The 22,504-nt window shown below is 41.1% G+C and carries 20 protein-coding genes and 1 pseudogene; 8 read left to right on the top strand and 13 right to left on the bottom strand.

Annotated features, from left to right (window positions below; translation table 11 throughout):
* Nucleotides 1-114: 114 nt before the first annotated feature.
* Nucleotides 115-654 carry a nucleotidyltransferase family protein gene (locus FD724_RS23385; RefSeq protein WP_179074270.1) on the bottom strand — a complete coding sequence of 180 codons (540 nt, stop codon included), beginning with the start codon at nucleotides 652-654 and terminating at the stop codon, nucleotides 115-117.
* A 183-nt stretch (nucleotides 655-837) separates the two neighbouring features.
* On the opposite strand from FD724_RS23385, the gene FD724_RS23380 reads away from it, so the two are divergent.
* The 3 genes from FD724_RS23380 (at nucleotide 838) to cobO (ending at nucleotide 3,828) form a co-directional block, all read left to right on the top strand.
* Nucleotides 838-2,106: a plasmid pRiA4b ORF-3 family protein gene (locus tag FD724_RS23380; protein WP_179074269.1), complete on the top strand. Its 1,269-nt coding sequence runs from the start codon at nucleotides 838-840 to the stop codon at nucleotides 2,104-2,106.
* Nucleotides 2,107-2,223: 117 nt separating this feature from the next.
* Nucleotides 2,224-2,661 (top strand): GFA family protein, encoded by a 438-nt coding sequence (locus tag FD724_RS23375; protein ID WP_179074268.1) that lies wholly within the window; start codon nucleotides 2,224-2,226, stop codon nucleotides 2,659-2,661.
* Nucleotides 2,662-3,150: 489 nt separating this feature from the next.
* Nucleotides 3,151-3,828: a cob(I)yrinic acid a,c-diamide adenosyltransferase gene (gene cobO / locus FD724_RS23370; protein WP_174712352.1), complete on the top strand. Its 678-nt coding sequence runs from the start codon at nucleotides 3,151-3,153 to the stop codon at nucleotides 3,826-3,828.
* A gap of 8 nt (nucleotides 3,829-3,836) precedes the next feature.
* Here the strand turns inward: cobO and FD724_RS23365 are convergent, their stop codons facing one another.
* The 4 genes from FD724_RS23365 to FD724_RS23350 form a co-directional block, all read right to left on the bottom strand.
* Entirely contained in the window at nucleotides 3,837-4,544 is a 708-nt protein-coding gene (locus FD724_RS23365; RefSeq protein ID WP_114081830.1) for a hypothetical protein, read from the bottom strand.
* A 561-nt stretch (nucleotides 4,545-5,105) separates the two neighbouring features.
* Nucleotides 5,106-6,089 (bottom strand): RNA polymerase sigma factor, RpoD/SigA family, encoded by a 984-nt coding sequence (locus tag FD724_RS23360; protein ID WP_012410436.1) that lies wholly within the window; start codon nucleotides 6,087-6,089, stop codon nucleotides 5,106-5,108.
* A gap of 611 nt (nucleotides 6,090-6,700) precedes the next feature.
* Nucleotides 6,701-8,431, bottom strand: coding sequence for an ATP-binding protein (locus tag FD724_RS23355; RefSeq protein WP_114081999.1), 1,731 nt, complete (start codon nucleotides 8,429-8,431; stop codon nucleotides 6,701-6,703).
* A gap of 116 nt (nucleotides 8,432-8,547) precedes the next feature.
* Nucleotides 8,548-9,339 (bottom strand): glutathione S-transferase family protein, encoded by a 792-nt coding sequence (locus FD724_RS23350; protein ID WP_179074267.1) that lies wholly within the window; start codon nucleotides 9,337-9,339, stop codon nucleotides 8,548-8,550.
* Nucleotides 9,340-9,685: 346 nt separating this feature from the next.
* Here FD724_RS23350 and FD724_RS23345 point away from each other — a divergent pair, with 346 nt between their 5' ends.
* Nucleotides 9,686-10,516: a fasciclin domain-containing protein gene (locus FD724_RS23345; protein ID WP_179074266.1), complete on the top strand. Its 831-nt coding sequence runs from the start codon at nucleotides 9,686-9,688 to the stop codon at nucleotides 10,514-10,516.
* 133 nt (nucleotides 10,517-10,649) lie between these two features.
* Here FD724_RS23345 and FD724_RS23340 read toward each other — a convergent pair whose 3' ends face one another.
* The 3 genes from FD724_RS23340 to hemL form a co-directional block, all read right to left on the bottom strand.
* Nucleotides 10,650-11,555, bottom strand: coding sequence for a polysaccharide deacetylase family protein (locus FD724_RS23340; RefSeq protein ID WP_179074265.1), 906 nt, complete (start codon nucleotides 11,553-11,555; stop codon nucleotides 10,650-10,652).
* 315 nt (nucleotides 11,556-11,870) lie between these two features.
* Nucleotides 11,871-12,702, bottom strand: a protein-coding gene (locus FD724_RS23335) for an IS5 family transposase (RefSeq protein ID WP_179072523.1) whose coding sequence is annotated in 2 segments (ribosomal slippage) — nucleotides 11,871-12,353 and nucleotides 12,355-12,702 — 831 coding nt in all. Because the reading frame shifts where the segments join, the coding sequence is not laid out codon by codon here.
* A gap of 458 nt (nucleotides 12,703-13,160) precedes the next feature.
* Nucleotides 13,161-14,459 (bottom strand): glutamate-1-semialdehyde 2,1-aminomutase, encoded by a 1,299-nt coding sequence (gene hemL / locus FD724_RS23330; protein ID WP_179074264.1) that lies wholly within the window; start codon nucleotides 14,457-14,459, stop codon nucleotides 13,161-13,163.
* Nucleotides 14,460-14,565: 106 nt separating this feature from the next.
* On the opposite strand from hemL, the gene FD724_RS23325 reads away from it, so the two are divergent.
* Complete coding sequence (locus FD724_RS23325; protein WP_179074263.1) at nucleotides 14,566-14,754, top strand: ChaB family protein; 189 nt, start codon at nucleotides 14,566-14,568, stop codon at nucleotides 14,752-14,754.
* 101 nt (nucleotides 14,755-14,855) lie between these two features.
* A complete protein-coding gene (gene hisIE / locus FD724_RS23320) occupies nucleotides 14,856-15,506 on the top strand; it encodes a bifunctional phosphoribosyl-AMP cyclohydrolase/phosphoribosyl-ATP diphosphatase HisIE (protein WP_114081825.1) in 651 nt (216 codons plus the stop codon).
* A 190-nt stretch (nucleotides 15,507-15,696) separates the two neighbouring features.
* Here the strand turns inward: hisIE and FD724_RS23315 are convergent, their stop codons facing one another.
* The gene (locus FD724_RS23315) at nucleotides 15,697-16,965 is read right to left on the bottom strand and encodes an MFS transporter (protein WP_256874340.1); all 1,269 of its coding nucleotides are present in this window, start codon (nucleotides 16,963-16,965) and stop codon (nucleotides 15,697-15,699) included.
* A 339-nt stretch (nucleotides 16,966-17,304) separates the two neighbouring features.
* Nucleotides 17,305-17,535 (bottom strand): hypothetical protein, encoded by a 231-nt coding sequence (locus FD724_RS23310; protein ID WP_179074261.1) that lies wholly within the window; start codon nucleotides 17,533-17,535, stop codon nucleotides 17,305-17,307.
* On the opposite strand from FD724_RS23310, the pseudogene FD724_RS23305 reads away from it, so the two are divergent.
* Nucleotides 17,534-17,725, top strand: a pseudogene (locus FD724_RS23305) (DUF2811 domain-containing protein); the annotation flags it as partial. The gene FD724_RS23310 and the pseudogene FD724_RS23305 sit on opposite strands and share 2 nt — an antisense overlap.
* 752 nt (nucleotides 17,726-18,477) lie before the next feature.
* Here FD724_RS23305 and FD724_RS23300 read toward each other — a convergent pair.
* Entirely contained in the window at nucleotides 18,478-19,197 is a 720-nt protein-coding gene (locus tag FD724_RS23300; protein WP_041565535.1) for a response regulator transcription factor, read from the bottom strand.
* A 622-nt stretch (nucleotides 19,198-19,819) separates the two neighbouring features.
* Between FD724_RS23300 and FD724_RS23295 the strand changes: the two genes are divergently transcribed.
* On the top strand, nucleotides 19,820-20,449 hold the full coding sequence (locus FD724_RS23295) for a CPP1-like family protein (RefSeq protein WP_114081822.1): 630 nt from the start codon (nucleotides 19,820-19,822) through the stop codon (nucleotides 20,447-20,449).
* Nucleotides 20,450-20,596: 147 nt separating this feature from the next.
* On the opposite strand, the gene FD724_RS23290 is transcribed toward FD724_RS23295, so the two are convergent.
* Both FD724_RS23290 and hppD read right to left on the bottom strand, forming a co-directional pair.
* Nucleotides 20,597-21,289 (bottom strand): HAD family hydrolase, encoded by a 693-nt coding sequence (locus FD724_RS23290; RefSeq protein WP_179074260.1) that lies wholly within the window; start codon nucleotides 21,287-21,289, stop codon nucleotides 20,597-20,599.
* A gap of 103 nt (nucleotides 21,290-21,392) precedes the next feature.
* The gene (hppD, locus tag FD724_RS23285) at nucleotides 21,393-22,469 is read right to left on the bottom strand and encodes a 4-hydroxyphenylpyruvate dioxygenase (protein ID WP_179074259.1); all 1,077 of its coding nucleotides are present in this window, start codon (nucleotides 22,467-22,469) and stop codon (nucleotides 21,393-21,395) included.
* Between the last annotated feature and the right edge of the window lie 35 nt (nucleotides 22,470-22,504).

Raw genomic sequence — 22,504 nt, 5'->3', positions numbered from 1 at the left:
GTTCTACTTTAATTATTCCCAGTGGTAGAAAATTATTAACATTGTGATTCCGTATTCAAGGGTTATAAATTGAAACGCGATTATTCCCTTGTAACGGAAAAGCTACTCTAACTTTTACGCCAAACGCAGATTAGGACACTTCTGCAAGAATCCAGATGCCTTATTGTGGGCATCTATATTATGAGTATGTGCTGGTGTAGGTCGAATAATTCCATCAAACAGGTCATCCAATCCGTAGGGAGTGAAAAATTGCCATTGGCCTTGTATATCTAGTCTAACTCCGACAGCAGTAGCAGTGTGCAGCCACTCTGCGATGGCATCTTCTGTACTAGTGTAAGGTCTGCTACCAGACCGCCAACGAGCAAAACTGGCTTGATTTTTGACATCAAACTCGTCATGAGGAAATTGTTCTGTGAGAGTCGCCTTTGCTGCTAGTTCTTGAGAACGATTTCCTTCTATATCAAAGAATGCAATATCAAAATCTTTAATCCCTAACCCACAGTCATTGCCAAAAATCGAAGACCAAACAGTGTTTCGGACTGCACCACCGGCTAACCACCAGTTAGGTAGATTTAGTTGAGCGATCGCAGGTAATACTGTATTAATAGGTGTATCAGCTAAAATCATCTGTAGACGGTGAGTGTTACTATTCATATCAAACTCCTGGGATTGTCAACTAGAAGATGAGAATATTATCATTCACATCTCATTAAGCTTACGGTCTTGATAAACCTACTATGACACTTATAGGGTCAGGGTTTATTAGGATAATTTTGGTACTCATCGTATAAAGAACACAAGGTTAAATTGTGAATTGAGAATTTATAATTTTTATTTATGGAAGATTTATTTGCGCGACTAGAACGCACACTCAATCCTGAACTACCTTCCTTAACAGAGTCACAACAACAACTCTTGCAAGAACTCAGTATTGATGAAAATCAACCCGGTACAATTTTGCGTGATTTTCAAACTCTGATAGATTTATTACAACCGAATGGAGTGGAAGTTAGTAGTGTTAATACTCTTCTACCACTGAAAGTACTATCAGAATTGAATTCTCTGTTAAGTCACCCAATTGAAACTAAACTCAAACGCCCTGTACAGAAATCATACCCTTACATTAATGGACTATATCTGCTATTACGCAGTTCTGGGATAGCCCAAATTAGATCCCAAGGGAAGAAACAGATTTTAGTTTTAGACGCAGCAACTTTGCAATCATGGTCAAACCTGAATTTAACAGAACGCTATTTCAATTTATTAGAAGCCTGGTTGATTTGGGGAAATAACGAAATCTTAGGTGAACATCAAGATTCATTGGGGAATTTATTTAGATGTATTCAACTTTGGCCCCGTGTCCCAGATAAAGGTTTAAAATTTACTAAATATGAAGACCAAACCAATATTAGTTATTACCCTGGGTTGCATAATGTTGCCCTATTAGAGTTATTTGGATTTTTATCTATTAAACATGGAAAGCCAACAGAAGGCAAAGGATGGCGCATTACTAGTTTACAATGCTTGCCATTTGGTGATGCTATGTTGCAATTCCTTTTTCCATTGGGTATACGAGGAGAATTACAGGATGATGTAAATGTAACTTTTGGGAAATTACAGTCATATTTTCAACCCTTTTTTCCAGAATGGGAGCATAATTTACTTGTTCCCAAGCAAGGCTTTACTGACGGGATTTATATTTTCAAAGTATCCCTTTCTAAGGCTTGGCGACGCATTGCCATACCAGCCAAAAAACCATTAAGCTGGCTAGCAGAGACAATTCTTGATGCTTTTGACTTTGATTACGATCACCTGTACGAGTTTAGTTATAAAGACCATTTTGGTCGCATTATAAAAATCGGTCATGCCTATATGGAAACACCCCCATTTGCCGACGAAGTGCAGATTGGTGATGTGTCTCTAGAACCGGGTGATAAAATGACCTATCTTTATGATTTTGGTGATAACTGGAAATTTGATGTGCAGTTAGAAGCGATTAATCCACCTGATAACAAAATCAAAAAACCAAAAATTTTAGAAGTTCACGGAAATGCACCTCAACAGTATTGGAGTGAGGATGATGAATCGGATGAAGATGAAGGATGAAGAGGATTTAGAGAATCGTGTTCATAAGTCTTCTGTTTGTGTCTACTAAAACCCGCTATAAGATTGAGATAGTTTTAGTTACAATAAAGCAACACAAATTGTCAGGAGATAAAACTTGTGATTCCATATACTGGAGGTTGTCAATGTGGACAGATTCGTTATGAAATTCATGCCCAACCTTTAACCCTTTACCTATGCCACTGCAAGGAGTGTCAGAAACAATCGTCTAGTGCCTTTGGTATGTCTCTTACGGTACTACGAGATGCTGTTGTAATTGTTCAGGGAAAACCGAAAGCTTGGACTCGGAAAAATGATAGCGGACGTGAAGTAAATAACCTATTTTGTGGCGACTGCGGAACGCGATTGTTCCATGAACGGACTTATAAAACCGATACTATCAATGTCAAAGCTGGAACCTTAGATGATACAAGTTGGTTACGCCCAGTAGGTAACATTTGGACACGCAGTGCCCAGTCATGGGTGATAATTTCAGATCAGTTACTCAACTATGATGGACAACCAGAGGATACCAGGGCAAACGCATCTAAAGTATAAGAATCCTTTAATAGCAAGGGTTTTGGCGTTTTTTAATTTAGCCTATTTTTTCATCAAGATCCTTGCCCAGCAAGGGTTTCAGAAATCCCGTGCGTTCGCCCTGCAGAGGATACGCAGCCTTTATGGGAAAAATGGAAACAACAACATCCATAAATGCTCCTGATATTAGACATCATAGCTCCTAAGACTTAAAGCATCTAACTCATAATTTTACTAAAGGAGATAATCAGAAACTTTTTTTGTTAAAATGCTTTAATGAACATATTAAATTATTTAAAACAGTAATAGTAAACTCAAATTATAAGTTCAGTTTGTGTATCATAGATATTTCCACTTGTCTGCAAATCATTAATAAAGCTAACATACTATTAATATTTCACATCAAAACTTACTGGACATTTCCAATCAAGTAATTTAAGTGAAATTGGATAAGTAAGAAGATTTTGGTTCATTCCCAACACTTTTAACAGTTATTTCTAGACAAGCTTAATGAAAAACGATACACCACAAGAATTAAACCAAGATCAAGAAATTGGGCGCTTGATTGATGAGGTAATGTCTTCATCTCTGACTGATGAACAGTACCGCAAAAAAATGCAGCGACGCAAAGAAGTGCAAGACAAGCGCATAGCAGAAGCTGTCCCAGAAAAAGGGTTAATTATTGTAAATACTGGTAATGGTAAAGGTAAAACCACTGCGGCTTTGGGGATGGTGTTACGATCGCTAGGTCACGGCTATAAAGTAGCAATCATCCAATTTATTAAGGGAAGCTGGGAACCTTCAGAAAAAAGGGTTTTCAGCTATTGGGAAGACCAGATAGAATTTCATGCAATGGGCGAAGGCTTCACTTGGGAAACTCAAGACCGCGATCGCGATCTTGACAAAGCTAGTGCCGCCTGGGAAAAATCATTAGAATATATTCGCAACCCAGATTTTCATCTGGTGTTGTTGGACGAAATTAACATCGCCCTCAAAATGGCTTATTTACCATTAGAGGACGTTTTGGCGGGTTTGGCGCAAAAACCAGCTAACAAGCACGTTATTCTCACAGGCAGAGGCGCACCGGCTGGTTTAATTGAGCGTGCTGACCTCGTAACCGAAATGACCTTAATTAAGCACCCTTTCCGCGATCAAGGCGTGAAAGCGCAACCAGGAATTGAGTATTAACTTAACGATTATTTGCACATTTGCAACGTGCGGCGATCGCTAGCTGTGATGGAATTTAATTGATAAAAGTCTTGCAGAGCCACTGAGTAAGGATAACTGCTGAACTCATCTTCACTGACTTTAGGTAGTTTGCTGTTTGCAGCTACCTGATTTGATCGAGGAGTACTGGCTTCATTTGACGAACTATTAACCGTCATTGCCAACTCTCCTGACTTGTTGAGCGTACCTTGAAAACAATTAAATTCTGATTGGGGCATATACAATGCACCAGTTATCTTGTCCTGCTGCTTTTGAAATATGATGTAACCTTGACCAAGCTGGTTTGATTTTGGCGATTGACCATAGAGATAAACCCCATCTTTGACAGGAAAATTCACTTTTGGTAAACTTTCTGTACCTTTTGTAGCTCCCTGAGAATCTGGAACCAGCGCTGTGGTTTTAGGGAGTGTTTTTCCGCTCTGATGTACAAAAATCCCTCTCTCTCCAGCAGATGCTCTTAGCTGACTTCTCTGCTCTCTAACTTTTCTTAGCTGCGACAAAAGGGAGTTTTCGGAGGTTGTGGTTTTTTGAATCTGAGCCGATGATAATGGAGAATCTGTAACCGGTACGACTTGAGTCTGCTTGCCTATAAAGCCCAAACCGAGAAGTAAGCCTAAGCCCGCTAGGGAAATTCCCCACTGGCGGGGAGATAAGAACTGATAAAGGTTGTTAAGCACCCTACTTCTCCTGTTAAAAAATCAACTAAGTTCTTTAGAACTTACTTAAACTATAACCAAGTCTTAATTGTCAAAAGACTTTGTTAACGACTTATATTACTATTGTCCAAAAAAGAAAACTGTCAAAAACCAAAGTTTTTATTTAATCTAGCCCAACAATCTTAGATTACCACCAGTTAGGGGAAGTAGAGCAGCGTAAACAATTAAAGGTTTGTAGTAAGGGCTTGAGACCTTCAAATAGGACTAAACCCTTTACTAAAAAGCAATTTAATTAACTTTACATTACTTAATATAGTTTTAGTTATTCTTCATCCAATAGAATCATCTGATTGGGTGAAGTTAATCAGAAATTAGATCCTTTCAATCAATATGGGTTTTGTTTTACCTTGTTTTTTTACTTTTTAATAAATAAAAATACTGATAGTATTTTCTCGGATTTGTCGCCGTAGAAATACAGCCTCAGATCACAATATTTTTCCTAGCTATCAGTATAAAAAAATAGCCCCCTGAATTCAGGAGGCTCATCATGCTCTAGAGACGCGGGATTTCGCGTCTCCATATTTAACTAGCAACGTATTCTTGGACATTGGCGCGACGACGACGCAGATGAGCCAAAGCTTGATGCTCTAACTGGCGGACACGTTCGCGGCTGAGATTCAATCTCTCACCCACTTTCGCCAATGACATTTCGTTACCATCTTCTAAACCAAAGCGTAGAGCTAAAACTTCTCGCTGTTGCGGGGTTAGTTCTGCTAGTAGGTTGTTCAAATCTTGGCGTAAGAATTCTTGGTTGGTGTAATACTCTGGTGATGGCCCGCTATCTTCGAGCATTTCTTGCAACTCAGTATCTTGGTTATCGCCAACTTTAACGTCCAAAGACACTGGTTGACGCGCCATATTCAGGTACTCGCGGATCTGAGCAGGTTCTAGTTCCAGTTCTTTGGCAATTTCGGCTGGAGTGGGCGATCGCCCCAAGGTTTGAGCCAACTCACGCTGTACTTTCTTGATTTTGTTCAGTTTTTCGGTAATGTGGATCGGCAACCGGATAGTACGTCCTTGTTGAGCGATCGCGCGGGTAATAGCTTGGCGAATCCACCAGTAAGCGTAAGTCGAGAACTTATAACCCCTCATTGGGTCAAATTTCTCCACACCCCGCTCTAATCCTAGTGTTCCTTCCTGAATTAAATCCAGAAATTCCATATTTCGCTTTTGGTATTTTTTCGCAATAGCAACGACCAAGCGCAAATTCGCTTCGATCATTTTTTGCTTTGCCCGCTTACCTTGAGCTACTGTTTGTTGTACTTCAGTTTCCGATTGTTGAACCACGTCAGCCCACTCTGACATATCCGGTTCGCGGTGCAGTTTCTTCGCCAAAACCTCTTTGGCATCGATGAGCGTCATCATTTGTTGAACCTGCTTCCCATATACAATCTCTTGTTCACGGGTTAGCAGTGGTACACGGCCAATTTCTCGCAGATAGGTTCGCACCATATCAGCCGTGAATCTGGTGTTGAGATTTTCCGTTTGGGTATTGACAGTAGGCATTGGTGCGTTGTCCTCTACTCCGTAAATAAAATGTATGTTTTCTTACTAAAATGGATGGATAAAGGTAGTAAATCTATCACGAAATATTAGGAGCTACTAAAAACAATTATCAATTGATAGAGACGTTTTTAAGACGTTAAGCCCCTAAGATAGGTTCCCCTACCTTCCCTAAATTTTCAATCTCTTATTAGCACAGTGGTTATTTTTGAGAATTCTTACTTTAGGTAGTTACTGAGGTAACAAGTAAATCCGAAGTCGGTATGAGTTCACTTAGTTTTATAGTACGATAAATCAGGCAGATAGTAAAGTATCTTAAGATAAAACTTTCAATTGTAATCCAAAATTGGTCGTTTGGAAAAAAATTTAGGCTTCCTTGAAATTACTGACTATATCTATAGTGACCTCAAAAACCCCTCTTCTGTTGCCAAAAAGTAGCCGGATAACCGAACTTAATTTCTTGTGAGGATGGAGGGATGTTACGAATTGGGAATTGGGCATTGGTCGCTAAGGGATTAATCTTGATGTAGATTAATCAGTGACTTCCCGTAGGACAAATGACCAATGACCAATGACCAATGACAAATGACCAATGACCAATGACAAATAACTATTTAAAATCCCAGGTCAGCTTTGGCGAGTTCAGCAGCAGCAAATACTTCCGCGTCAGGTTTTTCTTCCCAGGCTGGCTCACCAATTTCTTCGTAAAAAGTTGCGTCGTAAGGACGGGTACGTACTACTACGGGCATGGGTACGGCATGACCCAAAATTAAAGCTTGTTGTTTAGAGTCTAACTTTGCCAGTACCGATCGCAGTCCGCTACCACCAGATACACCCGTAAAAATCGCGTCAATGTCTTTTTCGTCATTAAGCAAAGCGGTAATGCGAGTTCCAATCTGGGACATAACTTCATTATCTATGCCTGATGGACGTTGATCAACTACCAAAAGTGTGACAAAATACTTCCGCAACTCACGGGCAATAGTCCCAAAGATAGTGCTTTGTACGATAGCCGGGTCAAGAAAACGGTGTGCCTCTTCAATGGTAATCATCAACGGCGTGGGGCGATCGCAAGGGTTTTTGCTTTGCAAAAATTTATCTGCTTTTTTGACGTAATGCTCGTGGATACGTCGGGTGATCATGTTCGTCACCAACATATAAGAGAGCATATTAGACTGGGAACCAAATTCTATCACAACATTCTTCCCAGATTCCAAACATTGCACAATTTTACTAATGTAATTCTGGGGGCAAACTGCTCGCATATACTTCAAGCTGTCCATCCGCAAGAGTTTGCGCTGCAATGCCATAATCGAGCCTTTGTGTCCGCGTTTCTCGTCGCAGAACATCTCGATTTCTTCGTTAGTCATGTTCAGCAGTTGGACAATCCAAGACTTGCCAAACTCACTATATAGAATATTGGCGTTATCTAGAGCTGCGTCAGATAGTCCTAAATCTCGACTACATAACTTAATATCTTCAACTTCTATTTGCTCGTAACTCAAATAAAGTTCTTGAGCATCACGCACACCCCGGCGTTTTGTCGATTCGGGGTCAAGGGTATAAACTTCTACCTTACTTGGAAAAAGTTGCTTTAATCCCTTAACTGTATTGACGTTCTTTCCTTCTGCAACTGCTTCCCAGCCATACTCAGAGTGCATATCAAAAATCAAATTCACTGCCGCATTTTTACGGATAACGCCGGCTAAAAGTAGCCGAGTTAGAAAGGATTTACCAGTACCAGATTTTCCAAAAACCCCATTACTCCGTTCTACGAAGCGGTTTAAATCGATACAAACGGGTACATCCATATCCAAAGGTTTCCCTATGGAAAAATTTCGCCTTTGGGGGTCATCTTCCCAACCAAACACGCGGCGAAAGTCGTCAACACTGGCTTCGTAAACTTGACTAAAGTGGCTAGGAATAGTTTTAACAGGCAACAATTCCATCGTCGTGCTGGTTTGTGGCACAAAGGAAGCCAAACCCGTTACTGATGGGATAAAGGGATTTGCCGATTTGCCGTTTGTTGGGGAGAAAGATTCTTCCGCTTCGGGAGTGAACATCAACATCGGCGCGAGGTTGATAGTACCATAAGTACCACTTCCGGCTAAAACATCCCGTAAAAAAGTGTCTTCCCAACTGGGGGGATTAGCAATAATTCGGGCATTAGCAGCTCCCAATGCTACATCTGTCAGCATACAAAAAAAGCGCGATCGCATCCCTTGCACAACAAGAAACTTACCAACCCGCATATCTTCCACAGAAATGTCAGGATGCAATCGTACTTCTAAACCTTCAGTTAGAGAACCTTGAATAACCGAACCTAATGGCTGTCCCGAATTCATCTGATTAGTCATTTGTCATTTGTCATTGGTCATTTGTCACTAGTTATTAATTATTCTCCCTAATCTCCCTAATCTCCATGTCCCATGCCCAATTCCCAATGCCCCATGCCCATTCCCTAATCAATCTGAATCGAAGTTGGCGCACCCCCTGCTGAAGTGGTACTGATTAATGGTTTACGGAATTGGGCGTAAATGCGATCGCGCCAGGTAAAGAATGGTTCATAATCTATATTCTCTGAAAAGATTGGCAATCCTTTTCCTCTAATAGAAGCTGGTAAATCCAAATAGGGGCCAGGGGGGAACTTAAGTAATATCGATAAGCCAGCCACTGACAAGTCAGCTAAAGTCGGCTCATCTCCAGTTAAATAAGGACTATCTGCCAATAATAACGTTAGCGCTTCCAAATCTTGTTTTAAAGATGCGATCGCTGACTGAATCACATCTGGACTATAACCTACCCCAAAACCCAACACTGTCAGTAAGTCAGTAGGTACTCCTCCAACCAAACTTTTAAATATATCTGGTGTTGAAGTGGGTAATAAAGACTTGCGGAAATTTTGATCTTGACTTACGGCTGCAAATAGCGCTTTCCTACCTTTGATGCCTATAGATTCATCCGCCCATTCTTCTATCAATAAAGTTAAACCCCGTTTTTTAGGATCTTGGGGTATTATCGGGCGATCGGGATACTCTAAGTCTAAATACTTAGCTATTTCCGTAGAATCCGCAATATATTTATTACGATCCTTTAATACTGGGACTTGTTTCTGACCAGTCAACCGGAACAGTTCTACTTGTCCAATCCCAGGCGTAACTTCTATTTTGCGGTAATCTAGTCCTTTAAAATCTAGAATTAGGCGCACTTTCTCTGAGTATTGAGATAGTTCCCATTGGTATAATTCCAGCATGTTGTATACCTGATAACTGGTCAACTTCTTAAACTTTACAATTGTATCTTTAGTTAAAGTAATTTTTCTTTACATTAGTTGCTCTTCATACTCTTTTAGAGTTGAGGCTAAACCAAGAGAGGCTTTTTAACTCTTTATCAGTGTGACTGAGAAAATATACTCATTACATAAAATATGTGGTAGATATATTTCATACCGATCAGCTTGATCCGAGGTTATATATTTTACCTCGCTAGCAAAAAGTCTTCTGAGGAAAAATTTTACTTCCCTCTTCGGTTAGATTTTGTGCATAGCAAAATGTTATAAATCTTTATGTAATGTATGGACAAAAAGACAAACAAAATTTATGAAGACAAATAACAGCAAACTGCTGACCACGTTGGCAGGCATAGCAGGATTCACTAGTTTAAGCCTTCTCATTACTTTACCATCTGAAGCAAAAGAGGTATTAAATCCTAACCCCAGTATTTTCAACGAAGCTCCCTATAACAAGGGTCAACGCCTTCAAGCAAACGCTCAATACACACCTACTGAGGCTGCTTCCGAAACACAAAAGGGCAATACCAAGCGCAAACAAGTAGCGCAGAAAGGTAGTGTAACAAATCCCAGACCCAGTATTTTCAACGAGCCTCCTTATAACCGTGGGGGTAGCGCTACACCTATTGAACCAAAACCCCCCACGCCAGATACTACCCCGGAAACTCAACCCGGTGAGAAACCTACTACAACTCCACCAGGCCCAGGGGCAAGTGACAATCAAGGCAAAAACCTGTTAGCGTTGGCAGAGTCAAACGCTTCTTTTACAACCTTAACCAAGGCTTTGAAAGCAGCAGGGTTGACTGGAGCATTGCAAGGCAAAGATAACTTAACTATTTTTGCACCCACCGATGCCGCTTTTGCTAAGTTGCCAGCAGATGCTTTGAAAGAATTGTTAAACCCAGCCAACAAAGAAGTATTACTCAAGATTTTAACTTACCATGTAGTACCTGGTAAGGTATTGTCCAGTGATTTGAAGTCTGGTGAAGTTAAAAGCCTCGAAGGTGGCGCAATCAACGTTAAAGTTGATCCTTCTACTGGTGTAACTGTCAATGATGCTAAGGTTACACAACCAGATATCACAGCCAGTAACGGTGTAATCCACGCAATTGATCAGGTGATTTTGCCTCCTGACTTGTAGCTTGTAGGTATTAGTACAATCAGTAACAGAATTAGGTAGGAATAAAGTATTAATACATAAAAATTCCGTTCAATGTTAATTTTGGACGGTTTTTTTGTATTGTAATAACGGTGAGCTAAATTGGCAAGCCCACCTAATGGTTTTGGTTTTGTTTTGTAATCAGCTTTTGATCCTTATCTTGCATTTCTAAAAGTTCAGGGATAGTAACAAAGCTATAGCCCTGTTTCCGAAAGTTGGCAATAATTTCTGGTAAAGCTTGTACAGTTTTAGAGCGATTACCACCACCATCATGCATCAACACAATTCCACCTGGCTTGGCTCTTCTGAACACATTATTAATTAACTTTGGTACAGCAGGACGTGAGTAGTCTACAGAGTCAGATGACCAGAGGATGATGGCATATTTGCTATTTTTAGCGTAATCAGCCACTCCATTGTGCATGATTCCCCCTGGTGGTCGAAATAGATTTGTTTTAATCCCTGTTACTTGATAAATCTGGTCTGCTGTGTGGTCAATTTCATAAGCGGCTGCTTGTGGATTCAAAAACTGATACCAATGATGCCAGGTATGATTACCAATTACGTGACCTTCAGCAATTTCTCGCTTCAGTAAGCCTGGATAATTTTTCACATTCTGCCCAATGACAAAAAATGTCCCTTTGATTTGATTTTGTTTGAGAATATCTAGTACCTGGGCAGTGCTTTCAGGCCATGGCCCATCATCAAAGGTGAGAGCAATTACTTTCTGTTGGGGACTAAGTTTCGCCGCACTAACTATTGCTCCTTGAAAGATTGGTGGCACAGTATATGAAAGACCCTTTATTTGTGCTTGTTGCTGCCAAATTTTAAGCATCGTTGCTTTTAATTCTTCAATCTGCTGTTGGGCCCCAACTTTGGCTGGTAGCTTGTTTACATTTATATTTTCTGTACTTTGGGCCTCAGATGATCTTGACTTGATAAACATCATCGTGGTGGTACTCAAGACAAGCAACGCTATTAATATTTTTTGCACACCAAAAAATGACTTATTGTCCTCCACTTCATAGCTCCTTCAAGGCTAGAACCATTTTTTCACAATACTTCTGGCAGTTTTTTACAATTTTATAAGCCTTGTCATGCAAACTACAGCATGATTAGTAATATCTTTTAAAGTTAGCTCTAACCCTGACTCCGAAAAAATACCTTACTCTACGGATATCTAAATATGTATAAACAAAACCCTCACCAGGAAAGTGAGAGCCTTCTTGCACCTTAGTTTTCGTAGACTACGAGATATGAAGGGAATTTAGATAACTAGACCTCTTGCAAAAAAGTTTTGTGGTATGATTGAGGGCTGACTAAATCCAAGAGAAATTTAGGCTTCTTTTTGAACTTCATAATTATAAATCCCAGCAATTAAATGACAGCGCAATCCAAAACGTTTCCTACGATTGCGGTAGCGCTGACTTAAAATCCGAAAAACTTTTAAACGCCGATTAACATGTTCAATCACTACTCGGCGACTCGCTAAAGCGCGGTTGGATTGCTTTTGTTCCTTGGTTAACTTACCTCCTTTAGGTTTCTTCTGAGGTAAGTGACTATTAGTGTGTAATTTAGAAATTCCTTGGTAGCCACTGTCTTCTAAGCTTTCGGTTTCGGAGTGAAAACGAACCTTACTCTCTACAAATAGTTTGTAGTCATGTTTGCGGCCAGAACCGTTTACAATACAACGAATTTCTTGGGTTGTTAGGTCAATTATCAATTGAGATTTGAGAGTATGCCGTTTTTGTTTACCACTATAAAAGCGTTTTTGCCCGTGTTTCGGACGTTCAATTTGACTCTCTGTTACATCCATCACAGGCTGTTTTCGGTTTCTGTGATGAGATCAACAAGGACTTTTTTCCTCCTAAACGGAATTTTCCAGAACTGATTAATGTGCTTTCAACCCAATGTACTATCCGGCAAACCGTTGATTCTGATACTTGCCAGTCACTAGCAATGTGGAAGTAAGTCCGATATTCTCTCCAATACTGTAGGCAAACTAAAGCTTGGTCTTCCAAGCCTAGCTTGTTCGGATAACCTCGTGTTTGCTTAAAACTGGTTGTATGTTCTAATACCTTAACCATCTCATCGAAAGTACGTCGTTGTACCCCGACCAAACGTTTGAACTGCCGATTCGATAACTTTTTTGTTTGCTCGTATCGCATAAGTAGTATTGATTCAAGCGACAAAACTTTACATCATACCATAAAATATTTTTGCAAGAGGTCTACTATAAAAGGCAATTAAGTTTGCCTTGTTAATATGAATATACTTAATGTAGTTTAAATATTGCATACTGCATTGACGAAGCCATTGCGAAATTATGACAAAGGTGTGACCTTATCTGAGTAATAACGGTACAGTACAGACCCGTTAAAAAATTTCTTTGCCCCCCTACTATACAAGATGAGTCAACAGTATTGGCTGCTGAAAGTTCTGCAAATAAGGCTTTAGATTTAGCACTGCTGAATACTGAGTGACCGAGAGAGCAAAACAAGGGTATTAAAGCAAGGATTCATTTTTGTGGGGCGGGCAAGATTACCTACCCCGCAAAATGGTAGATAATATCCCCACCCCACAAGAGGTAACTGGATACTTGTTTATTTGGGAATCCCTTAACAACTTACAGACTAGATATTACATCCCGTGCAACTGCTAAAGTTTGATCAATGTCTTCTTCAGTGTGAGCAAAAGACGTAAACCCAGCTTCAAATTGAGAGGGTGCTAGGTAAACACCACGTTCTAACATACCCCGATGGAAGCGTCCGAATTTGGCTGTATCAGACTTTTTCGCATCTTCGTAGTTATGAACTGGGCCAGAGGTAAAGAATAAGCCAAACATCGCGCTGATTTGACCGCCGCAAGCTGCATGACCAGTTTCTTTAGCAATTTGCAGCAAACCATCTGCTAGCTTTTTAGTAATCCGCTCAAGATAATCGTAAGTACCTGGCTTTTGCAGCAATTCTAAAGTCTTAATACCAGCAGTCATCGCCAAGGGATTACCAGAAAGAGTCCCAGCTTGATATACGGGGCCAGCAGGGGCAACCATTGACATAATATCTCGGCGACCACCATAAGCTCCTACTGGCAAACCACCACCAATAACCTTGCCCAAGGTTGTTAAATCGGGGGTAACACCAAATTTTTCTTGAGCGCCACCGTAAGCAATGCGGAAGCCTGTCATCACTTCGTCAAATACTAATAAGGCTCCATACTCGTGAGTGAGTTCCCGTAATCCTTCTAAGAAACCTGCGTCGGGTGCAATAAATCCAGCATTACCAACAACTGGCTCAAGAATAACGCCAGCAATCTCGTCGCGGTTTTCTTCAAACAAGGCTTTGACGGATTCTAGGTCATTGTAAGGTGCGGTTAGAGTAGTGCTAGTTGCCGCTTTCGGAACTCCTGGCGAGTCTGGTAAGCCAAGTGTAGCAACACCAGAACCTGCCTTCACGAGAAAGGTATCGGCGTGTCCGTGGTAACAACCTTCAAACTTGATGATTTTGTCTCGGTTGGTGAAAGCCCGCATCAGCCGCAAAACTCCCATACAGGCTTCAGTTCCAGAGTTAACAAATCTGACCATTTCGATGCTGGGAACGGCATCAATGACCATTTCTGCCAAAACATTTTCTAGAGTTGAGGGAGCGCCGAAACTTGTGCCTTTTTCTAAAGCTTCATGCAACGCTGCAATGACTTCTGGATGAGCATGACCGCAAATAGCTGGGCCCCAAGTACCTACATAGTCTATATATTGGTTGCCATCTACATCCCAAATATATGCGCCTTTAACACGATCAAAAACGATGGGTTGTCCACCTACAGATTTAAAGGCACGAACTGGAGAACTTACTCCTCCGGGCATGAGGTTTTGAGCAGCGGCGAAGACCTCTTGTGATTTTGTTGTTTTAATTGTGGTATTTACCAAGGTTCTCTCCTAACAGTGGACAATAAAAAGCTCTATCTCAGGATAGGGTTAAAAATTGCTTAGAATTTCTATCCTATAGAATTAACTGAACCAAAAAAATAACAATATGTTATACAAGTCCAACAAAGACTTGCCTCTAGATATTCAAACTCGATTATCTGAAGCATACCAGGATCTTTACCGAGCAGCTTTTAACTCGGCTATCCATTGGTATGGTGAGGCATCGAAAGCTCATAAAGTTGCTTTAAGTGCTGTAAGAATGCAGTCTGCAATGGAACACAATGCTCTTGTTTAGAGCTAGATAAGATAGTTAAATTCAAAAAAACATACCAGTTGCTCTATTCAGAATGGTATCGTAAATCCATAAGTTATTCTCATTAGAGCAAACTAGCTGGTATGTCTTCTAACGATTTGCGATCGCTACATTACGCCATCCCTGTTGAAAAAATTCACTACGATGAACGGGGTTTAGTGCCTGCAATTGTCCAAGATTATTTGGATGGTACTGTCCTAATGATGGCGTGGATGAATCAGGAGTCGTTACAAAAAACTTTAGAAACTGAAGAAACTTGGTTTTGGAGCCGTTCCCGGCAAGAATTATGGCACAAGGGGGCGACTTCTGGACATATTCAAAAAGTGCAAAGTATTCGTTATGACTGTGATAGTGATGCGTTGCTCATAGGGGTAGAGCAATTAGGAGATGTTGCTTGCCATACTGGAGAACGCAGTTGCTTTCACCAAATAGAAGGAAATATTGTTCCACCACCAGGGGATACGTTGTCGCAATTGTTTCAAATAATATGCGATCGCCGGGACAATCCTACTGAAAGTTCTTATACCTGTAAACTATTCGCTGGTGGCGATAACAAAATTTTGAAAAAGATCGGTGAGGAAACCGCCGAGGTGGTAATGGCCTTTAAAGATGATGAAGCAGATGCGATCGCAGGTGAAGTGGCTGATTTGCTATATCATACTTTGGTTGCCTTAGCTCACCATCAAGTTGATTTGAAATCTGTGTATCGTAAGTTGCAAGAACGTCGCCAATGAGGAGGAAAGGGAGCAGGGGGCAGGGAGAAAGAGGCTTTTCCGATTTTTGCACAGATGCGGTAATCATAAGTGATTAACCGGACTTTTAACTTCTTTCTTTGTGTCCTTTGCATCCTACCCTGCGGGAAGCCGCTCCGCGTCTATGCGGTTCGTTTTTCTTCCTTGTACTTAAATATGGTTTAGCGCATCTTCATACAGAATTAATATCAGCTAAAATCCGATTGAGATACTGTAAAATCACCACGACAATCAGCACACTCAAGGGGAATCCTAGCCAAAAAGTATTGGTAATAATTTGCGGTTGATCTAATGCCCATCCACCCAATGGATGACCAATAAAAGACCCAATCGCCCAACACACAGCATTGACGGAGAAATAAACGCCACGTTGATTTTCCGGGGCTAACTCAGTGACTAAAGAGGCGGCAGATGGAGTATAAGAAACAATTGCAACTGCAAATACTCCCAATGCCAATGCTACCCAAACTAAATTATAAGATGGGGCAGTACCGCTTACCCAAATGAGTCCAAAACCAACTCCCCAAAGAATGGCGGAAACGGTGAGTGCCAGTGTGTGAGAACAGCGTTTTAAGAAACTGGTGACAGGCAACTGACAAATGATAGCTAGCACCAGATGCCAAGCAAATAGAACGCTAATAGTAGTTTGAGCAAATCCTTCGGTAGTACTTTTGATAACAAAGTTTTTGAAGTAAAGCGGCAGAGTGCTATGGATTTGAGAAATATAGATTGTAAAGAATATATTAACTGCGATGTAGACCAGGAAACGGCGATCGCTTAATACTGCCATCCAAGAAGCAAAATGTTCTTTCTTTTCAAATTCCCCTATCTGCTGTTGTTCGGTTTTACTAATTCCCACATAGACAACCCCAAAAAACATCAGAAAAGAGATGGCATCAATGATAAATAGCCATCGATAACTCCCAATTACCGCGATCAAAAACCCAGCAAGCATAATTCCGATCGCTAACCCAAGATTATCAGCCAGTCGTGCGATCGCAAAAGTTTCGCGGCGATTGTCAATCTGGCTAGCGTCAGCCACAACAGCTTCAGCCGCCGGCCAATAGAAACCTATCCCTAAACCGCTAATCAAGCTACCAATTACCAAAATAGTAAAATCATTGGTTGCAGCTAAAACCAGAGAAGCAATTGCTGAAATCGCCGTCGCTAGCAACAAAGTGCGGCGGCGGCCCCAGTGTTCAGAATCAGCCAAAGAACCACCTACAATCCTCCCCACAATGCCGGAAATCGAGGCGCTACCCAAGGCTACCCCAACACTGGTTGCAGATAAACCAACTTCATTCACAAAAAAGATGGGGGCGTAAAACAGGGTACAGCCGGTGCCAACTTCCGACAGAAATCTACCTATCGCAAAAATCCAGACTTGGGGATGTATTGAGGGCAGCCACGATGATAGCTGAGATTGAGAAGCTAATTTCATGAGTTTAGATGTCATAGTTTGGTGACATTTTTGTAATTCTTATCATTGGCTGCTATTTTTCTCACTCATTCCACAGGGTTTCCACAGGGATTTTAGCAGTTTTCCACAGGTTCACTACGAACTAATGGGCTTCTTACCCTCTGACTGGGGATTGTTAATTAACAGTGGCAAAGAACTTCAAGGACTGAGTTTTTATAAAGTAAAGTAACGAAAAATAGGCTCTAATGCTTATTCTTTCGTTCGTATTTATTTTTTATACATTCATTTTTAACATTTCGCAGCATTGACAAACCCACCCCCTCTTGGCGCACAATGATTCGGCTTGCTTTTGTAATTCCTTCAACCGTTGGCATCAAATGTGTAAAATATATTACCTGAGATGTAGACGTAGATTGTCGGGATGACAAAAGAGTGGTGAGGTAGTTCGGTCTTCTCCCAAAGGGAGAGGCTAGCGCCAAGGGGGTTTCCCCCATGAGAAACTACCGAACCCGTAAGGGTGAGGAAGCCATAAGCCGCTTCACCGCAAGCAACTTGTCCCTCTTGATTATCCTCATAGGAGGAAAATCTCATGAAATCAACGGTTAGCATCTTTACAGAAATTCCCGAAACACTCCACGAATCCTTAAAAAACTACTTAGAAACCCATCCTGATTGGGATGAAAATAGGGTATTGACGGCTGCACTATCATTGTTTTTACTCCAAAATGGAGATAGCGATCGCCGGGCTGCCCGAGTCTATCTGGAAACTTTATTCCACCACTCCTCAGTAGAAACGCCCAGTATCGATTCACCCGCAACAGCTAATCTATTAGATACTCCATAAGTACGGGCGTTATTCTCGCTCATACTCTAAATGTGGGCACGGCAAACCGTGCCCCATAAATGGGATTTGATCCAATAGCGATTAAGCATATCGGGGCAATATTACAATAGACATCTCCGAAAATGATTGTAGAGACGTAGCAGTGCTACGTCTCTAAAAGGATTCTGGATAACGCATATTTAATTTTTGGAGATGTCTAATAAAAAGGATTCAGTAGATTCTGCTCTATAACTTGCTCAAAACTATACGCAGCAAGGGCAACTCATGAATTGCTCCTACTGCGTATACGTATTTTTACATTAGTGTCAACTTAGAGCCTGAGCAAGAAAAAACAAGGGGCTTAAGCTCCTTGTGATGAAACCTGCAAAGGCAGGTAAATTCAAGTGTAGATGCGGTTTATAAGCGCCGATTTCAGATTAAATTGACAAGCTATGCGCCCCTAAAAACTTCACCTAAGCACATATCTGCCAAAACAGTCAGATCCAAAGAAATATTTTCCAGTGGACTTTCTTTACTGTCCACCGTCTTGAATTGATAAACCAACATTTCAAATAACTGTCTGGTCAGTATTTGAGCAATTCTATCTATGTTTAATTGTCTAAATTTGTCTTTTACTAAGGCTAAAGAAATTCACTAATCACTACCCAAAGAGTCAACAGTCAAGAGTTAAAAAACTCTAGACTATAGACTCAGGACTTAGCTTCCAAATGTTGGGGGTGAGCAGGAGATTCAAACTTATACCCTACGCCACGTACAGTTTGAATTAATGCTGGCTGACTAGCATCAATTTCAATCTTCTTGCGAATTTGACCAATATGTACATCTACAACCCGTTGGTCGCCGACATATTCATAGTCCCACACCTCTTGGATTAGTTCTGCCCGTCGCCAAACTCGACCTGGATGACTTGCTAAAAAATGCAACAAGTCAAATTCCAGCGCAGTTAAGGGTACTGCTTGGTTATTAAGTGCTACCTCCCGTCGCACCGGATCAATCATCAGTTTTTCAAATACCAAGCGTTTCTGCTCGGCAGTAGTTATCACTCGCTGCCGTCTCAAAATCGCTCCGACTCTGACTTCTAGCTCTCCCAACCCAAAAGGCTTGGTGAGATAGTCGTCAGCACCTTTGGCAAAGCCGCGAATTTTGTCAGCTTCGTCAGCACGGCTAGTCAACATCAGAACAAAAACACCATTACGACTTTGCATCTCTTGGCAAAGGTTAAACCCCGTTACATCTGGTAGATTCACGTCTAGAATCACCAAATCAGGGTTAAATTGCTCAAATAGAGCTAAGGCTGTCTTTCCGTCTTCGGCAGCCTCCACCTGATAGTTCTGTTTAATCAAAAAGCGTTGGATTAAATTCCGAACCGCAGGATCGTCGTCAACTACAAGAATCTTGGCAGGAGCCATGACCATTACTTTGCACAAAAATTCGTAAGATTAACAAGAGAGTTGCGTAAAAACGCAGTTACCACTTTGGGACTAACTAAGAATCTACATGGCTACGGTATGGGAATCCCGATCATTCACAAATAAATACTGTAATCAGAAATGTGGGCGATGAAAACGCGAAACTTCTTTTAGCCACAGTAGATAGGCGCTCTGACTTTAGCCGTAATAGTTCTAGTTAGATGGCAACTTAAAACGTTTCAATTTTAAATCGATATGCGGATATATACCACAAGCGATTATTCAGTATAATTAAAAAAATTCTATTAGGGCACAGTAATTTTGCCAAATTGAAAGCAGTAAAGTTAATTTTTTCATAAAAACTCTGGATTTTAGGTACTCTCCGTTCAAATTCTAGATTAAAGCCAGAATTAAGCAACGACATGAGGGTATACACGGAGTTATAGCGATATGTTAAAGTGACTATAGTTGAAATTACAAAGTCAATCAAACTAACCCGTGCTACTATCCTGGTAGGGCATAAAAGTAGGTCGAGACTTTAGTTTCGATTAAAACAAAACCTAAAACTGTTTTTTATTCGACAAAAGACTGCCGCTGACTGAGGCTGAAGTAACAAACTCCCATGAGCGATCAAAATCCCTACGAAAAACTTGGGGTATCAGAAGAGGCTAGCTTCGATGAAATTCAGGATGCTCGTAATCGCCTATTCGAGCAACATAGTGGCGATGCCAAGCATTTAGAAGTAATTGAAGCAGCTTACGATGCGATTTTAATGGATCGCTTACGGATGCGCCAGGAAGGTAAAATTAAAGTTCCTGAGCGCATCCGGTTTCCAGAGTTGCGAGTGCAATCACCTCCTAAAGAAAGTCCAACGCCTCGTGAGCAGTCACCTGCATGGCTGCAACGGATGCTGGATCAGCCAACACCTGCGGATATACTTTTACCAGGAGCTTGGTTTCTTGGTTTGAGTTCTATCAGCTTGTTTTACCCAGAGGGAGGCGAGCAGATTTTGCAGTTAGCATTGGTGGTTGGGGTAGGCACCAGTATTTACTTTCTCAATCGCAAGGAAGGCAAATTTGGCCGAGCAGTTTTGTTTACCCTGATAAGTTTAATTATTGGCTTAATCGCTGGGGGACTAGTTGCTAGCTGGCTCTTACCACAAATATCATCATTCACCAATCTGGGAACGAATCAGTTCTCTACCGTAGTAACGTTTATATTGTTGTGGTTGGTTAGTAGTTTTCTACGGTAAACCACTAGCTGTAAGCAAATTTCCATAAAGAATACATGGTTTATATGTGTTCTTCTCAAAGATATAGAGTCAGGAGTCAGAATACATATTCTGACTCCTGCTTTCATTTGTACGATTAATTCAATCTGTTAGAGCTACAGAGCCTTTCTAGACAAGGTGTTTGGGTTTTAAAACTAAATCTACAGCAGCACTGAAATCCTTAACGATTAAATCGGGATGGTAAAGTTCCAATTGAGTGCGATCGCGGATACCACATTCCACAGCCATCACCTTGATATCATAATTTTTAGCTGCGGTGATGTCGGCTTCCGTATCTCCCACCATCCAGGTATCGGCAGCCGGAGGCAGTTCTTTTAATGCCCTAGCCATTAACAAGGGCTTATCTTCAATATCACGAGTTTTAACGTAGTCGTTACTCAGGCAATAACAACGATTTTCCGGGAAAAATCTCCCTAAATCGTGTTTTTTAAAAGCATAATCTAGTTCTCGAACTCGGCGCATGGTCATGACTGCCAAATCAATTCCCGCTTCTTGAATTTTTAACAGTGCATCCACAGCACCAGGCGCGAGAGTGTCATAGTTGAAATAAGCTTCTGTATGCACAGTTTGCCGCCGCAACTGGGCAAATTCTTGGGCTTGGGCTTCATCTAACCCTGAATTTAAGGCGATTTGTTTTTCAGGAACGCGCGATCGCTTTAACTCCCAAAATTCCGCTTTCGGAAGTTCTTGCACTACTTGATCTGGGCGACGAGTTTTCTCTAAGCAGAATTGATAAACACGGTAGTACCGTTCGGAAACATCAATAATTGGACCGTCGAAGTCAGTAATCAGTCTTAGCATCGGCGGAAAAAGTTAATTTTTATTAAAATTATCTCAGATGTATGGCTATTTTCTGAGGGTATCAAGTCTGGCTGAATTTCAATTGATATTTTGTACTCAGGCATTATTGCAGGGTACCACGTTTGATTTGTTCGCTTTCAATGGCTTCAAATAAGGCGCGAAAGTTACCTTCGCCAAAACCTTGAGCTTGGAAACGGCGTTCAATAAACTCAAAGAAAAATGTTGGCTGTTCAAAAATAGGCTGGGTGAAAATTTGCAGTAGTAGGGGTGCAGTTTGTTGTGTCCCTACGGGAGTATATTCTTGCCAGTCTACGAGAATTTCTTGTTGAGCGATCGCTTCTAGTTCTAGAGGTGATAGCGTGAGTCCTGAACGCTGTTTTAGCTGTGAATAGTAGGTTTGGGGAACTGAAAGCAAAGGTAAACCACTGGCACGAAATTTAGCGATCGCACTCACCAGATTAGTTGTCCGTAAGGCAATATGTTGAATACCTGGCCCCCGATTGACATCTAAAAATTCCTGAATTTGGGAATTTTTGGAAGCTGGTTCATTAATTGGCAGTTGGACGCTGCCGTTATGCGAAACCATCACCTGACTGTGTAAAGCAGAACGATTGGTTTTAATTTTAAATGCTTGCTGGGGTTGAAAATCTAGGATTTTTTCGTACCAAGCGACAGCACGATCCAATTCACCAACTGCCACATTTAACACAATGTGATCTATAGCAGCAAAAGTGTTGTCATTTGTCATTTGTCCTTTGTCAAAAACTAATGACGAATGACTACTGACAAATGACCTTTCTATTAATGTATGAGTCAGTCCACCCCAGGCGGCAATTTTGCCACACTTGAGAAAAGCCCTACCTACCTGGCGTTCTTGGATGGGTTGTAGGATTGTAGCACCATGTTTTTGAGCTTGTGCGATCGCAGCTTCGACATCTTCCACAGCAAAAGCTACATCTGCCACACCAGGGGGATATTTACGCAAAAACTCCGCTACTGGACTTGTAGGTAACAGTGGTGAAGATAGAAAAAAGCAGACAGCACCACTTTTCACCACTTCTGTACAAGTGTGAAACGAACTGTTGCGATCGGCTACTGATTGAAAACCAAGATGGTGTACAAACCAATCCCGCCAAATTTTGGCATCTTCTACATAGAAATGAACGTGATCAATTTTCATAGATATTGAAAATCCAGCATAACAGCTTATATATC

The organism is Nostoc sp. C057, from assembly GCF_013393925.1.
In the GTDB taxonomy this organism is placed as follows: domain Bacteria; phylum Cyanobacteriota; class Cyanobacteriia; order Cyanobacteriales; family Nostocaceae; genus Nostoc; species Nostoc muscorum_A.
The sequence above is the reverse complement of the archived record's forward strand: the minus strand, read 5'-3'. Positions and strand labels throughout refer to the sequence as shown.